13 protein-coding genes and 1 riboswitch are annotated in these 14,801 nt (G+C 72.0%); of the genes, 5 read left to right on the top strand and 8 right to left on the bottom strand.

Going from position 1 to position 14,801, the window contains the following annotated elements:
- Positions 1–5: 5 nt before the first annotated feature.
- From GT045_RS33465 to fahA, 7 genes are all read right to left on the bottom strand, one after another.
- The gene (locus GT045_RS33465) at positions 6–794 is read right to left on the bottom strand and encodes an ABC transporter ATP-binding protein (RefSeq protein WP_161336493.1); all 789 of its coding nucleotides are present in this window, start codon (positions 792–794) and stop codon (positions 6–8) included.
- On the bottom strand, positions 778–1,692 hold the full coding sequence (locus GT045_RS33460; protein ID WP_237539070.1) for an ABC transporter permease: 915 nt from the start codon (positions 1,690–1,692) through the stop codon (positions 778–780). Before GT045_RS33460 ends, GT045_RS33465 begins: the two co-directional genes overlap by 17 nt.
- Positions 1,689–3,032: an ABC transporter substrate-binding protein gene (locus tag GT045_RS33455; RefSeq protein ID WP_161336492.1), complete on the bottom strand. Its 1,344-nt coding sequence runs from the start codon at positions 3,030–3,032 to the stop codon at positions 1,689–1,691. The genes GT045_RS33460 and GT045_RS33455 overlap by 4 nt, the downstream gene beginning before the upstream one ends.
- A gap of 14 nt (positions 3,033–3,046) precedes the next feature.
- Positions 3,047–3,274 carry a ferredoxin family protein gene (locus tag GT045_RS33450; protein ID WP_010986276.1) on the bottom strand — a complete coding sequence of 76 codons (228 nt, stop codon included), beginning with the start codon at positions 3,272–3,274 and terminating at the stop codon, positions 3,047–3,049.
- A gap of 32 nt (positions 3,275–3,306) precedes the next feature.
- Positions 3,307–4,095 carry a GntR family transcriptional regulator gene (locus tag GT045_RS33445; protein ID WP_161336491.1) on the bottom strand — a complete coding sequence of 263 codons (789 nt, stop codon included), beginning with the start codon at positions 4,093–4,095 and terminating at the stop codon, positions 3,307–3,309.
- Between the two features lie 133 nt (positions 4,096–4,228).
- On the bottom strand, positions 4,229–5,167 hold the full coding sequence (locus tag GT045_RS33440; RefSeq protein WP_161336525.1) for a M56 family metallopeptidase: 939 nt from the start codon (positions 5,165–5,167) through the stop codon (positions 4,229–4,231).
- A 384-nt stretch (positions 5,168–5,551) separates the two neighbouring features.
- The gene (gene fahA / locus GT045_RS33435; protein WP_161336490.1) at positions 5,552–6,769 is read right to left on the bottom strand and encodes a fumarylacetoacetase; all 1,218 of its coding nucleotides are present in this window, start codon (positions 6,767–6,769) and stop codon (positions 5,552–5,554) included.
- A 247-nt stretch (positions 6,770–7,016) separates the two neighbouring features.
- On the opposite strand from fahA, the gene GT045_RS33430 reads away from it, so the two are divergent.
- The 3 genes from GT045_RS33430 (at position 7,017) to GT045_RS33420 (ending at position 10,679) form a co-directional block, all read left to right on the top strand.
- Positions 7,017–8,282 carry an ATP-grasp domain-containing protein gene (locus GT045_RS33430; RefSeq protein WP_345942830.1) on the top strand — a complete coding sequence of 422 codons (1,266 nt, stop codon included), beginning with the start codon at positions 7,017–7,019 and terminating at the stop codon, positions 8,280–8,282.
- A 46-nt stretch (positions 8,283–8,328) separates the two neighbouring features.
- Complete coding sequence (locus GT045_RS33425; protein WP_161336489.1) at positions 8,329–9,531, top strand: FAD-dependent oxidoreductase; 1,203 nt, start codon at positions 8,329–8,331, stop codon at positions 9,529–9,531.
- Between the two features lie 317 nt (positions 9,532–9,848).
- A complete protein-coding gene (locus tag GT045_RS33420; RefSeq protein ID WP_161336488.1) occupies positions 9,849–10,679 on the top strand; it encodes an HAD family hydrolase in 831 nt (276 codons plus the stop codon).
- A gap of 94 nt (positions 10,680–10,773) precedes the next feature.
- Here GT045_RS33420 and GT045_RS33415 read toward each other — a convergent pair whose 3' ends face one another.
- Positions 10,774–11,262 (bottom strand): transglycosylase SLT domain-containing protein, encoded by a 489-nt coding sequence (locus tag GT045_RS33415; protein ID WP_161336487.1) that lies wholly within the window; start codon positions 11,260–11,262, stop codon positions 10,774–10,776.
- A 5-nt stretch (positions 11,263–11,267) separates the two neighbouring features.
- A riboswitch (cyclic di-AMP (ydaO/yuaA leader) is annotated at positions 11,268–11,478 on the bottom strand.
- A gap of 554 nt (positions 11,479–12,032) precedes the next feature.
- Here GT045_RS33415 and GT045_RS33410 point away from each other — a divergent pair.
- Both GT045_RS33410 and GT045_RS33405 read left to right on the top strand, forming a co-directional pair.
- Positions 12,033–13,043 carry a polyprenyl synthetase family protein gene (locus GT045_RS33410; protein ID WP_161298290.1) on the top strand — a complete coding sequence of 337 codons (1,011 nt, stop codon included), beginning with the start codon at positions 12,033–12,035 and terminating at the stop codon, positions 13,041–13,043.
- A 410-nt stretch (positions 13,044–13,453) separates the two neighbouring features.
- Complete coding sequence (locus tag GT045_RS33405) at positions 13,454–14,653, top strand: outer membrane lipoprotein carrier protein LolA (RefSeq protein WP_161336486.1); 1,200 nt, start codon at positions 13,454–13,456, stop codon at positions 14,651–14,653.
- The last annotated feature ends 148 nt before the right edge of the window (positions 14,654–14,801 follow it).

Here is a 14,801-nt window from a genome sequence, read left to right as displayed (position 1 = left end):
GCCTTTCAGGAACCGAGCGAGGTCAGGATGTCGCGGCGCAGCGCCGCACGAGCCGGTTCGTCACAGGCCGCACGGTCACGGGGACGCGGCACCTCGCGCACGGCACACACGCGCCCCGAGCCGAGCAGGGCCACGCGGTCACCGAGGAAGAGGGCCTCGTCCACGTCGTGCGTGACGAAGACGACGGTCGCACCCGTGCCGCGCAACACCTCGACCAGCAGGTCCTGCATGCCGGAGCGGGTCTGGGCGTCGAGGGCGCCGAAGGGCTCGTCCATGAGGACGGCGCGCGGGCTGTCGGCCAGCGCCCGGGCCAACTGGGCCCGCTGGCGCTGCCCGCCGGACACCCGGTGCGGCAACTGCGCCGCCTGCGCGGTGAGCCCGACCCGCGCGAGCCACGCCTCGGCCCGCGAACGCCGCTCCGCGCGGGACACGCCCCTGATGGCGAGCGGCAGTTCGACGTTTCCGCGCAAGGTCCGCCACGGCAGCAGTGCGTCCTCCTGGAAGACCAGCGCGCGGTCGGCCGACGGCCCGGTCAGCGGGCTGCCGTCCGCCTCGGCCGCACCGCCCAAGGGCGGCAGCAGCCCGGCGAGCGTGCGCAGGAGCGTGGATTTGCCGCAGCCGGAGGGGCCGACGACGGTGAGGATCTCGCCGGGGGAGACCTCCAGGTCGACGCCGTCGAGGACCGGAGCGTCCGGGTGGCCGAGGACGGCGGACCGGAAGGCGAGCCGGGTGCCACGCGCGGCCCCGGGCGCCGGTGCGGCGGGAGCGGTGACGGTCTCAGACGAGGTGCTCATCGCGGGCCTCCTCGGTGCGGTCGTGGCCCTGCTGCTCGGACTGGGCCTGCTGCTCGGGATCGCCGTCGCGGCGAGCGGGAGTGGTGAGCGGCCGGGCGGCGCGGGTGCGGCCCGGGGACACGTACGAGGTGCGGGGCAGCCAGCGGGTCAGCCGGCGGCCGAGGAGTTCCACGGCCGTCGAGGTGATCCAGCCGAGCACGCCGATCGTGACCATGCCGACGAAGACACCCGGGTAGTCGACCACGGTGTAGTCCTGCCAGGTGCGGTAACCGACCCCGTACTGGCCGGAGATCATCTCGGCGGAGATCACGCAGATCCAGGACACGCCGATGCCCACCGACAGCCCGCCGAAGATGCCGGGCAGCGCGCCCGGCAGCACGACCGAGCCGAGGATCCGGAGCCGGCCGCCGCCCATGGTGCGCACCGCCTCCTCCCAGACGGGGGTCAGCGCACGGACCGCGTGCCGGGTGGAGACCATCACCGGGAAGAAGGCGGCGGTGCAGGTGATGAAGACGATGCCCTGTTCGTTCGAGGGGAACAGGAGGATCGCGACCGGGACGAGAGCGATCGCCGGGATCGGGCGGACGACCTCCAGGACGGGGCCGAGGAGATCCTCGGCCAGGCGGGAGCGGGCCACGAGCACCCCGGCCGCCACGCCGAGAACGGCGGCGAGCGCGAAGCCGGTCAGGATGCGGGTGAGGCTGTCGGTGAGGTCGGTCCAGTAGTCGTCGCCGGAGAGCCGGTCGCTGAAGGCGCGGGCTACGTCGGTGACCGTCGGGAACTGCGAGAACCGCAGCCACAGGTCTACGTCCAGGCTGGTCAGCAGCTGCCACAGGCCGAGGGCGGCGGCCAGCGAGAGGGTGCGCAGCACATACCGGAACAGGGGCCGCCGGGTCATGAGGCCCGCTCCAGTGCCTCGCGGTACGACACGGTGCGCGCGCCGGCGTGGGCGGTGACGTAGTTTCGCGCCGTGGCCGGGGTGACGAAGGGCAGCAGCCGGCCGCCGTCGGCCACCCAGACCGCCCTGTCGGCGAACCAGAGGGTGCCGGTGGTGGCGTCGGGCACGTAGGCGGCGCGGATGCCGTCCCGGTGCGCGGCCACGTAGGCCAGCAGTTGTCCGGGCGACTTGAAGGAGATGGTCTTCCCGCTGCCCTTGGCCCACACCTCGCTCGCGGCTGTCGGGGGAGGCGTGGAGAGACGCTTGGTGTACGAGGCGCCGAGAGCCTTCTTCACGTACCGGTCATCGACGAAGGAGTCCACGTCGATGTCACCGGTCAGTTTGGCCGCCTTCAGCACGGACACGTCCTGCTTCAGCGCGGAGACGAGGCGTGGTGTGAGCGCCGGGTTGAACGTGGCGATGCCGTGCGCGCCGTTGTAGAGGTAGACGACCTCGGCGGGCAGGCCGGTCGTGTCGGCGACCTTCTCGGCGGCGGCGACGGGATGGTGATCGAGGTATTCCGTCGCCTGGTCCTGGGCCTTCAGGAAGGCGTCCAGGACGGCAGGGTGTTTCCGGGTGAAGTCCTCGCGTGCGGTGACGCCGTGGAAGGTGGGCAGGTCCAGCTGGGCGCCGTCGTACACGGCCTTCGCCTTGCCCTGGTAGGCGAGCAGGCCGGGCCAGGCCACGAACTGCGACAGCGCGTCCACGCTGCCGGCGGACAGGGCGGACGCGCCCACCGCGGGTTGCTGGTTGAGTTTGGAGATCCCCTTGTCCGGGTCTATCCCGGCGCGTTGCAGGGCGCGTACGAGCGTGCCGTCGGCGGCCGAGCCGATGCTCGTGGAGACCTTCTTGCCCTTCAGGTCTTCGAGAGACGTGATGGCGGAGCCGGGTGCGGTGACGACGGTGTTGAGGCCGCCGCGGAGGTTGTAGCCGGTGACGGAGACCAGGTGGGTCGGGCTGCCGAGCTGTTTCCCGCGGGCCGCGTTGAGCAGCAGCGGGAAGTCACCCATCGAACCGATGTCGATCTTCCCGGCGGTCATCTGGGCGGTGATCGGGGCGCCGGTGGCGAAGTCCTGCCAGTCGACCTTGTAGGTGTGGCCGTCGTGCAGGGAGTCGAGCTGCTTCTCGAAGTACCCGAGGGAGCGGAGCAGGGTCCCTGCGGTGACGGTGTTGATGGTCTTCGACTGGTAGCCGACGGTCACGGTGACCGTGGAGCCGTCGCCGGCCTCCGCGCTGCCGGCGCAGGCGGACAGGGGCAGCAGGAGTGCGGCGGTGGACAGGGCGACTGCCGTGCGTTTCATGGTGGTGGTCCCTCTCACCGCAACAGGTAGGGCATGTTGACCGTGACGGCCCCGGTGGGGCAGCGAGCCGCGCACGGGCCGCAGTACCAGCACTCGTCGACGTGCATGTACGCCTTGCCGTTGCTCTCGTCGATGGCGAGGGAGTCCAGCGGGCACATGTCCACGCAGAGGGTGCAGCCGTCGATGCACTTCGACTCGTCGATGGTCACGGGCACGTCGGCCCGCTGGGGCGCCAAGGGCATGGCTGTCTCCAGGAAAAGTGCAGGGAGGGTGGTTACGACCGGTGCAGCAGGCCGCTCATGGTGATGCGGTCGCCGCGGAAGCGGATGAACTCCAGGTCGACGGGGCGGCCGTCGGCGAGGTGAGTGAGACGCTCCAGCATCAGCACGGCCGCGCCGCGCGGAGCCTGGAGCACGGCCGCGGAATGGGCGTCGGCGTTGACCGCCTCCAGAGTGATCTCGGCGTGGCCGAGGCGTTGGCCGGTGATGGCTTCCAGGAGCCGGAAGACATCGGTGTGCTCCAGATCGGCGCCGAGCAGGGCTGCGCCGATGTCGAGCGGGATGTAGGTGAGGTCGAGGGAGAGCGGGAGGCCGTTCAGGCGGCGCAGGCGTTCGATGTAGAGGACGTCGGCGCCGGCCGGTACGCCGAGGCGTTCGGCCACGGGGACGGGCGCGGGGGCGGGGCCCATGGTGCGGACCTCGTTGGTGACCTGGCCGTGTTCGCGGAGGGTTTCCGCGAGGCCCATCAGACGGTCGAGCCCGTGGGGGTACTTCCGGGCGACGACGACGGTGCCGACGCCGGGCAGCCGGTCCACCAGGCCCTCGGCGCGGAGCAGGTCCAGTGCCTGACGGACGGTGTTGCGGGAGGCCCGGTAGTCGGTGGCGAGGACCGACTCGTGGGGGAGGGTGCCGTCCTGGAAGGCGCCGGTGAGGATCTGGCGGCGCAGCAGGTCGGCGAGCTGCCGGGCCTGGTCCGCACGCAACCGGCGCCGTGCGCGGTGGGCGGCGACGGTGGTCGCGGCGCCCTGCCCGGCATGGTCTCGGGTGCGGTCGGTGGCTGGCATGGCTGGAACCATACCTACAAGGTAGGGAATGCCGTGTTGCTGAAGTGTTGCGCCAGGTGACGGACCTTTGAGTAAGCCTCTGACCTGGTCTTTTTGATTCGGGCGGGGCAAGATCTGCCACCCGGCGGTTCGCTCAGGACAGTGCTGTCAGGCCCGGCGCGAACGTGATCAGCAGCGGCAGCAGGGGTACCAGCGCGGCCACCGTCGTCGTCAGTGCCCGGTGCCGGCGCAGCAGCCGTGGCGGCGGCTCCAGCAGACGGTCGACGCGTTCGCCGAGGAGGCGGCGGCTCGAGTCGCAGGAGAGGACACCCCGGTGCTGGTTCAGCTCGATCAGGGCGAGAGCGGTGGTGAGGTGCCCGCAGCGCCGGGACGCGGTGTCGTCGGCCGCCAGCTCCACCAGGCGGTGCGTCTGGTCGCAGAAGTGGGCGAAGAGCGGTACGCGCGGGAAGCCCGTGGCGAGGGCGGTGGACAGGTGCAGCAGCCAGTCGTGGTGGGCGCGGGCGTGTCCGCGCTCGTGGGTGAGGACGGCGTCCAGTTGCAGATCGGTGAGGCGGTGCAGCGCCCCTGTGGTGACGACCAGTTGCGGTGGGTGGCCTGGCATCCACCAGGCGTCCGGGTACTCGTCCTCCAGCACCAGCATCGGGCCCCGCGCCGCCGGCAGCCCCGCCGGGAGCTCCGGGGCGCGCTCGCGCAGCTGCGCCCGGGCCCGGCCCCGGCTGCGGCGGGCCTCGACGAGTTCCCGGGCCAGCATCGCGGTCGTCCAGGCGGCCCCGCAGGCCAGCAGCACGGTGAGTACGGCGGCCCACACCGGTGCCGTGGACAGGTCGTAGGCGGCGGTGACGGAGGGCGGCGCGGGAGCGAAGACGCGGTCGCGGACGGTGTGGAAGACGGCCGCGGCGCCCAGGACCAGCGCGGTCAGGCAGCACAGCAGGACGGTGGCGACCATGCACTGCCATGCCCATAGCGCGACCACGGGTTCCCGCTCGGGCCATGCCGCCCGGGTCAGCGCGCGCGGCGCCGGCACGGCGGCCGTCAGAGCGACGACGCTCAGCAGGAGCAGGCAGACGGTCATGCCGGGGCTCCGGTTCCTGGTCGGAGAGGCGTGCGGGGCGGTGGTGCCGGGCACGCGGCGCACCTTCGTGCGCCGCGCCTGGTGCGTGTCCTTGCCAGTATGGCGAAGACGACCGCGCGAGTCAGGTGTCGGCGACGATCCGCTGCGAACGACGATCCGCTGCGAACGGGGCACGCGCGCGTGAGCGGCCCGCTGGACCGGCGGCGCTGCCGCTGCCGGTCGTTCCGCGCGTACGCGCACGTGCCCCCGCCTCGCCGGAGCAGGGCAGTGCAAGGCGGGAAGGTCGCCTCAGCGAGCCGGGGCGAGGCCGGGCCGGTGGCCCGGCGACGCCCGCCACGGCGAGCAGCGCCTACGCGCTGACCGTCGCGCCGGCGATGCCGCCGCTCAGTTCGTCACGATCCGTCCGCTGACCTCGCCGAGTCCGACCCGGCGGCCGTCCGCGCCCGGTGCCCAGGCCGACAGTGTCACCACGTCCCCGTCCTCCAGGAACGTGCGCTTGCCGTCGGGCAGTTCGAGCGGCCGGCTGCCGTTCCAGGTCAGTTCCAGCAGCGAGCCGCGCTGCTGTTCGGCCGGCCCGCTCACGGTGCCCGAGCCGTACAGGTCGCCCGTGCGCAGCGAGGCGCCGTTCACCGTCATGTGGGCGAGCTGCTGGGCAGCGGTCCAGTACATGGTGGAAAAAGGCGGTTCGGACACCACATGGCCGTTGATCGCGACGGAGATGCGCAGGTCGTATCCGCCGGGTTCCACGTCGGGCGCGGAGTCGTCCAGGTAGGGCAGCAGCGGGTACGTGCGCTCCGGGGCCGCCACGCGCGCGTGCTCCAGTGCTTCCAGCGGGGTGATCCACGCCGACACCGAGGTCGCGAAGGACTTGCCGAGGAACGGACCGAGGGGGACGTACTCCCATGCCTGGATGTCCCGTGCGGACCAGTCGTTCAGCAGGCACAGCCCGAAGACGTGCTCGCGGAAGTCGCCGAGCGCGACCGGGCGGCCCAGCTCCGACGGCACTCCCACGACGAAGCCGACCTCGGCCTCGATGTCCAGCCGGATCGACGGCCCGAAGACGGGCGTGGGGTCGGCGGGGCCCTTGCGCTGGCCGGAAGGCCGTACGACATCCGTGCCGGAGACGACCACCGTGCCGGCGCGGCCGTGGTAACCGATCGGGAGGTGCTTCCAGTTGGGGGTGAGGGAGTCCGCGGCGTCCGGGCGGAAGATCTGGCCGACGTTGCGGGCGTGGTTCTCCGAGGCGTAGAAGTCCACGTAGTCCGCCACCTCGAAGGGCAGGTGCAGGGTCACCTCGGACAGGGGGTGGAGAAGTGGTTCGACCGTCTCGCGGTGTGCCGGGTCGGTGAGCCAGGAGATGAGGGCGCGGCGTACCTCCGACCAGGTGGTGCGGCCGGCGGCGAGCAGCTGGTTGAGGGTGGGCCGGGCGAGCAGGGCCTGATGGGGCGAGCCGAGCGCGGCGGCCGTAGCGGCCGCGTCGAGGACGTGGTCCCCGAGCCGTACACCGATCCTCCGGTCCGTGCTGCCGGACGGCGAGAACACGCCATAGGGGAGGTTGTGCGGGCCGAAGGGGTCACCCTCGGGGACGTCGAAGGGGGGCATGGGGTACTGCCTCACTCTCATCCGGGCCGTGCATGGCGATCCGTTCCATGTGGTCGCGCCACACGTTACGGCCGTCGTGCGTGTCTTGGGCAGTGCTTCACGACGCGCTCGAATGGTTGCTCGCACAGTGTCTAAAGAGTTCGTAATGTCCGGATAAGCCTTGTGGGAGGCGGCAATTCCGGCTTAGCGTCCTTTGGGACACGGACGGGGTGGGGCCGTTCCATTGGGGGGACACGTGGGGGGACCCGTGGCCAAGAACGCCGTCAGCTTGCCCGTGCGCGCCGACCGTGAGGTGCCGGGACTGATCGTCAAGTTCGGTCACTACCCGCTGCACCACGGAGGAGTCGGCGCGATCCGCAGCCTGGGCCGTGTGGGCGTGCCCATGTACGCCATCACCGAGGACGCCTACACGCCCGCGGCGTCCTCGCGCTATCTGAAGAAGGCGTTCGTGTGGCCGACGACCGGCGCGGAGGACCCGGGCCGCCTGGTCGAGGGACTGCTGCGCATCGGCCGCCGGATCGGCCGCCCGGCCGTGCTGATCCCGACCGACGAGGAGGCCGCCGTCCTGATCGCCGAGCACCAGGACGACCTGGCCGGCCCCTTTCTCTTCCCGCGCGTGGACCCCGGGCTGCCCCGCCGCCTGGCCAGCAAGCAGGGGCTGCACGAACTGTGCGCGGAACACGGCATCGCGAGCCCGGCGGCCGCGTTCCCGAGGTCGTACGACGAGATCGTCGACTTCGCCGGCACGGCCCGTTTCCCGGTGGTGGCCAAGAACCGTGAGGCGTTCGTCCGGCGCCGGCGGCCCGCCGTGAACGGCACCACCCGGATCGGCACGCGCGCGGGACTGCTCGCCCTGGCCCGTGACTGGGGTGAGGAGCCCGGCGTGATCCTGCAGGAGTACCTGCCGCGCGAGGAGGCGGAGGACTGGATCGTGCACGCCTGCTTCGACCAGGACTCCGGTCCCCTGGCGATGTTCACCGGTGTCAAGGTGCGCTCCTGGCCGCCGCACGCCGGCATGACGGCGCACGCCTACGTCGTCGACAACCCGGAACTCGCCGACCTCGCCGCACGCTTCGTCAAGCGGATCGGCTTCAGCGGCATCATCGACCTCGACCTGCGCTTCGACCGGCGCGACGGGCAGTACAAGCTCCTCGACTTCAACCCGCGCGTGGGCGCCCAGTTCCGGCTCTTCGAGAACGAGTCGGGCGTGGACGTCGTCCGCGCGATGCACCTGCACCTGACCGGCCGCCCTGTACCGGAGGGGGAACAGCGCGCCGGACACCGCTACGTCGTGGAGAACATCGACCTGCCCGCCCTCCTCGCCTACCGCCGCAGCGGCTACACGACGCCGCACGCACCGGCCAGGGCGAGCGGGACGGAACTGGCCTGGTACGCGGGTGACGACCCGCTGCCGTTCCTCACGATGCTCGCCCGCTTCGTGCGCCCGGGCGCGAAGCACCTCTATCAGCTGTGGCGGACCGGCCGCCGCGGCGGCAGCACCACCACGAAGTAGGCAAGGCCACGACAGCGTGGCGCACCGCGTCCAGGGGAGGGACTTCGTGATCCGACCGGTTGCAGTCATCGGGGCCGGGCCGTTCGGCCTGTCCACCGCCGCCCATCTGCGGGCGCGCGGCATCCCCGTGCGCGTCTTCGGCGACCCCATGGTGAGCTGGCGTGACCACATGCCCGGGGGCATGCTCCTCAAGTCCACTCCCGCCGCCTCCAGCCTCGACTGCCCCCAGCCGGGTCACACGCTCGCCGACTACTGCGACGCGGCCGGGATCCGCCGCCTGGTGACCGACGAGGACGTCATCCCGGTGGAGACCTTCGTCGCCTACGGGGAGTGGTTCCAGGAGAAGCTGGTCCCCGGGCTGGAACAGGTGCGGGTCGTCTCCGTCGACCGCGGCCCGGGCGACGGCTTCGAACTCAAGCTGGACTCCGGTGAACTGTTCACCGCGCGCGCGGTCGTCGTCGCCACCGGCCTGTCCGGCTTCGCCCACCTGCCGGCCGAGCTGGCCCCGGCCGCGGCGGACGGACCCGCGCCGGCCGCCCCGGTCTCGCACAGCTCCCAGCACCACGACCTCGGCCGGTTCGCCGGGAAGGAACTGATCGTCATCGGCGCCGGGCAGTCCGCGCTGGAGACCGCCGCGCTCGCGGCGGAGGCGGGCGCACGCGTGCGCGTGGTCGCGCGCGGGCGCGGCCGGGTCGCCTTCGGTGCCCCGCCCTGGAAGCAGCCCAGGTTCCGTCCGGAGTCACCGTTCGGCCGTGCCTGGTCGCTGTGGGCGCTCACCTACTACCCGCACCCGTACCGCTTCCTGCCCGAGGCCACCCGCCACTACCTGGTCCGCCGGGTCCTCGGCCCGCTCGGTGCCTGGTGGCTGCGCGAGCGTTTCGAGAACGGTGTGCGGGTGCGGGACGTCGAACGGGTGGTGGGCGCCGAGGTCCGGGACGGCAGCCCCGTACTCACCGTACGCACCCATGCCGGCGGCACCGAGCGGCTCACCGCCGATCACGTCATCGCCGCCACCGGCTACCGCGTGGACGTCGCGGCCCTGGACTTCCTCGGTCCCGAACTGCGCGCCGGGCTCCAGGTCAGCCGTGGCGCGCCCCGCCTCGGCCCCGGCTACGTCTCCTCCGAACCCGGCCTGTACTTCACCGGCCTGCCGGCGGCGGCCTCGTACGGCCCGGTGATGCGCTTCGTCTGCGGTACGGAGTTCGCCTCCCCGCGCCTGGCGGCCCACCTGGCCGCGGCCCACGGCTGAGCATGCCCACCCGGCCCCGGCCCACGGCTGAGCATGCCCGCCGTGCCGGCCCCCCCGCCGCCTCACGACCGTCCCGCACAGGGCCCCCGCGCGCGGAGAACCGGGCCCCGCGCAGAGAACCGGGCCCCGGCGTGCGAAAACTGGGCCCCCGCGCGCGGAGAGCCGGGCCCCCGCGCGATGAACCGGCCCCGCGCGGAAACCGGGCCCCGGCGTGCGGAAAACCGGGCCCCCGCGCGCGGAACCCGCGGCCGGGACGGCACGTAAGTGCGCTGATCCACGGATGAGTCGGCGGGGGGTGGCGTCCGTATTCTCTGATCATGGACCCCACCCCCCTGGCATATGCACTGATCGCCACCGACCTGGACGGGACGCTGCTGCGCGGCGACGACACCGTCTCCGACCGGTCGCTCGCCGCGCTCGCGCGTGCGACGCGGGCCGGTGCCCGGCATCTGGTGGTGACGGGCCGTCCGGCCCCACGGGTCCGGTCCCTGCTCGCGGACCTGGGCTGCACGGGGCTGGCGGTGTGCGGACAGGGAGCACAGGTCTACGACGCCGGGGCGGACCGGCTGCTGTGGTCGGTCCGGCTGGACCGGGAGCTGGCGGAGACCGCGCTCGGCAAGATCGAGGCGGAGGTGGGGCAGGTGTACGCGGCGGTCGACCAGGACGGCGTGGACGGGCTCACGCTCATCGAGCCCGGCTACCGGATGCCCCACCCGACGCTGCCCGCGGTACGGGTCGGCAGGCGCGACGACCTGTGGTGTGAGCCCATCAGCAAGGTTCTGCTGCGGCATGCCACGCTGTCCGACGACGAGTTGGCGGCCGTGGCGCGCTCGGTGGTGGGCTCGCTGGCCACGGTCACCATGTCGGGACCGGGTACCGTCGAGCTCCAGCCGAGCGGGGTGACGAAGGCGACCGGTCTCGCGCTGGCCGCCGAGTGGCTCGGGATCGACGCCGGACGGGCTCTCGCCTTCGGTGACATGCCCAACGACATCCCGATGTTCGACTGGGCCGGGCACGGTGTCGCCATGGCCGACGCACATCCCGAACTCAAGGCGGTGGCCGACGAGGTCACCTTGTCGAACGAGGACGACGGCGTCGCCGTCGTCCTCGAAAGACTGTTCCCGACCGGCTTACCGGCCCGGCGCTAGGACCCGGCCGCCGGACCACGGACCGCTCGGCGGCGGCCCGGCGAGCCCCGGCCGCCGCGCACCGGCCGGGCGCCGCCCGTCACCTCGTGGGCCGTCAGTACGCGCCGAACACGTTGTCGATCGAGCCGTACCGCGCTGCCGCGTAGTTGCAGGCGGCGGTGATGTTCGCGACCGGGTCGTAGATGTCGAACGAGGTTCCGGCGACGTGGTACGCGTTGAACGTCGGGTCGATGACCTGGAGGAGCCCCTTGGACGGGATGCCCTTGGCGGCGTTGGAGTCCCAGAGGTTGATGGCGGACGGGTTGCCCGAGGACTCCCGGATGACGTTGCGGTAGATGCCGTTGTAGGTACCCGGGATCTTCTTCTCGGCCATGATCGCGAGCGACTCGCGGATCCAGCCGTCGAGGTTGTTCGGGTAACCGGCGGGGGTGGTGGCGGCGGTGGTGGCCGCGGCGGGCGCCGCGACGGCGTCGGCCGCGCCGACGAGCGGCAGGGCGAGGACGGCGACGCCGGTACCGGCGGCGGCGAGGGCACGGACGAGGCGGCTGTTCCGGGTACGGAGGTGCTGAGCGGCAGCGGACATGGGGGAGTTCCTCTCCGGCGCCTGCGAGGTGAGCTGTCGGGTTCGGGCGGGGAGGTGCCCGGCCGTGCCCTGGAAGAGGCACGGCTTCACCCCGAGCCGTCCCGGTGCGGCATATGCCGTCCGGACCGGCGACTTACCTGGGTCCCCCGCTCCTGCCCTACGAATGAGTTCGTGGATGGGTATGCGGGCGGTGGCAGGATTCGGCGTCCGCCCGACGGCCCGGAACGTATGCGAGAGCACATGCCGGGAACAAGTACTGAATTCATACAACGTGCGGTTTGACCTTGATCGACGTCGTATGGGGTGCTCGATCCTTTGCGTTCGCCAAGTCTCAACTCGCCGACGGGGCAAGGGGTCGCGGGGGTCCCGGGGGGCGGGTCGGTCCGGGTGGGTGCGTGACCCAACTCACGAAATAGCAAAATACTTTAAATCAGACATGGGGGATTAGGGGGATTCAGCCCTGAAGTCTGACTGGTGGTGGAACCTGAGGCCCGGTTCCCGTCGTTGTCGTAGTGCCGGTGAGGGGGAAGTGTGGGGAAAGGGGCGCGGAGAGGTCGCGACACAGTGCCCGGATTACTGTTAAGTCAGCAAATGTCCCTTCTTACCGTGTGATCAAAACCATGCCGGTCGTGATCCGATACCGCCCAAGCTGGACCGGTGGGCGCTATCGGTGATCGAAACAGGACCGGATACGCTGACTTGAGTGATGGCAGCGACCTATCGACAAACCGTGTAATCGCCAGCAGACACCAGCAGACAGGAGACCCCTCGTGACCGTCGTCGGGCCGTTCGGGCTGAGCGTGCGGGACCAGGCTCTGGAAGCCGATGTCCAGGCCGGATTGGCGGCTGTCGAGGAAGGCTTGCTCGATGCCACCAAGAGCGAGGTCCCGTTCATCACGGAAGCCGCCCAGCACCTCGTCCGGGCCGGCGGGAAGCGGTTCCGGCCACTGCTCGTGATGCTCGCGGCGCAGTTCGGCGACCCGTACGCGCCGGGCATCGTGCCGTCGGCCGTGGTGGTGGAGCTGACCCACCTGGCCACCCTGTACCACGACGACGTCATGGACGAGGCGGCCGTCCGCCGCGGCGTGGACAGCGCCAACACCCGCTGGGGCAACTCCGTCGCGGTCCTCACCGGCGACTTCCTCTTCGCCCGCGCCTCCCAGATCCTCGCCGACCTCGGCCCGGAGGCGGTCCGGGTGCAGGCCCTGGCGTTCGAACGGCTGGTCACCGGTCAGATCCTGGAGACCGCGGGGCCCTCGGACGGCCGCGACCCGGTCGAGCACTACCTGGACGTGCTCGCCGGCAAGACGGGCTCCCTGGTGGCGGTGTCGTGCCGGTTCGGCGCGATGATGTCCGGCGCCGACGAGACGGTCGTCGACGTGCTCACCCAGTACGGCGAACGGCTCGGGGTCGCCTTCCAGCTCGCCGACGACGTCCTGGACATCGCCTCCGACTCCCACGAGTCCGGCAAGACCCCGGGCACCGACCTGCGCGAGGGCATCCCGACGCTGCCGGTGCTCCGGCTGCGCGAGCGGGCCTCCAAGCTCGGGCTGGCCGAGGACATCGCCCTGTGCGAGCTGCTGGCCTCCGACCTCAGCGACGACGCCCGGCACGCCGAGGCGCTGGCCGCCCTGCGCGCGCACCCCGCGCTGGAGCAGGCCCGCCGGGACACGGTCCGGTACGCGGAGGAGGCACGAGCCGCGCTGGCCCCGCTGCGTGAGTGCGACGCCAAGGCCGCGCTGCTGGAGCTGTGCGACGCGGTGGTGCACCGCGCCGGCTGACCCCGGTCCACCGCGCGCCCTGCCGCGCGCTCACCCGGTCCACCGCGCGCCCTGCCGCGCGCTCACCCGGTGCACCGCGCGCCCTGCCGCGCGCTCACCCGGTGCACCGCCTCGGTCGGCCCGGCCGGGGGCGGTCGGGGGGTTCCCCAGGGTCGCGGACCGGTCACTGGCCGTCCACCCGTACGGCGGCGTCGTCCCGGCCGACCCCTACGGGTCGGGGGAGACACCGCCGTCGCGTGTCATACCGCAGGCGTACTCGCAGTTGCCTCCGAGGGCTGACGCTTCTTCACGGCTGATTTGGTCATATGGGAACCACGGAAATCACCACTCCTCACCGATTCGGGTGAGAATGGCGGCTCAGGTGGACCAGCGTGAGGACAGCCGCCGCCGACGACGGAGGTAAGGCACACATGGCACCGTACGAATCCGACGACGCAGTGGACGCCGCGCGGGACGAGGATCCGCGCCCCAACCGGCGCAAGGCCGCCCGGTACGCCGTCCCGGTCGCGGTGGTGGGGGTGGCGGCGGCCACGATCGGGCTCGTCCCGGCCCTCGCCGACTCCGGCGACCCCGACCTGCCCAGGATCACCGCGCAGCAGCTCATCGAGAAGATGGCCAAGTCGGACGTGCAGCAGCTGTCCGGCACGGTGAAGATCAGCACCGACCTCGGCCTGCCCGACCTCGGCGGCCTGGAGAACGGCATGCTCTCCGGGGCGGCCCAGGGCTCCGGCGACGGCTCCTCCGCCGACCCGCAGGCCAAGCTCACCGAGCTGGTGACCGGCACGCACACCCTGCGCGTCGCCGCCGACGGCCCGGACCGGCAGAAGCTGTCGCTGCTGGAGCGCGGCGCCGAGTACAGCCTCGTTCACGACGGCAAGGACGTCTGGGGCTACGACAGCAAGACCAACGAGGTCTACCACTCCACCGCGGCCGACTCCGGCAAGCACCGCGGGGCCCGGCCGTCGGCGACGCCCAAGGACTTCGCCGACGAGGCTCTGAAGGCGGTGGACGACACCACGTCCGTCACCGTCGACGGCACCGCGCACGTCGCCGGACGCGACGCCTACAAGCTGCTGATCCAGCCCAAGCAGGCCGGCAGCACGGTCGGTGCGATCAGCATCGCCGTGGACGCGAAGACGGGCCTGCCGCTGAAGTTCACCCTCACCCCGAAGAGCGGCGGCGCCGCCGTGGTCGACGCGGGCTTCACCCAGGTCTCCTTCGGCCGGCCGGCCGCGTCCACCTTCGACTTCACCCCGCCCAAGGGCGCGAAGGTCACCGAGGACGAGGAGGCGGGGAAGGCGCCGGAGCACACCCCCCGGCACGGTGAGGGACTCGCCGGGGGTCTGGACGGGATGAACGTCATCGGTGAGGGGTGGACGTCCGTCGCCGCCTTCGACACCGATGCGAAGGGCGGCATGCCCTCCGGCTCCCAGGGCGGTGACCTCGGCGGCTTCCTCGGCTCGCTCGGCGACCCGGTCTCCGGGAAGTTCGGCAAGGGCACGGTCTTCTCCACCCGCCTGGTCAACGCCCTGATCACCGACGACGGCAAGGTGTATGCCGGCGCCGTGACCAAGGACGCCCTGGTGAAGGCGGCCGACACGGGGAAGTGACCCGACCGGGTACAACGAATCGAGGGGGAGCCGATGGACGGACCGTCCGCCGCGGAGCGTGACCCGGCCGGTGCGCCGGAGCCTGGGCCCCCGGCGGGCGGGCGCGTAGCCGGCGACACGCGCGCGGGGCGTGACGCCCCCGGCGCGT

Origin of the sequence: Streptomyces sp. SID486 (assembly GCF_009865385.1) — a bacterium.
Taxonomy (GTDB): domain Bacteria; phylum Actinomycetota; class Actinomycetes; order Streptomycetales; family Streptomycetaceae; genus Streptomyces.
This window is presented reverse-complemented; position numbering and strand designations above follow the sequence as displayed.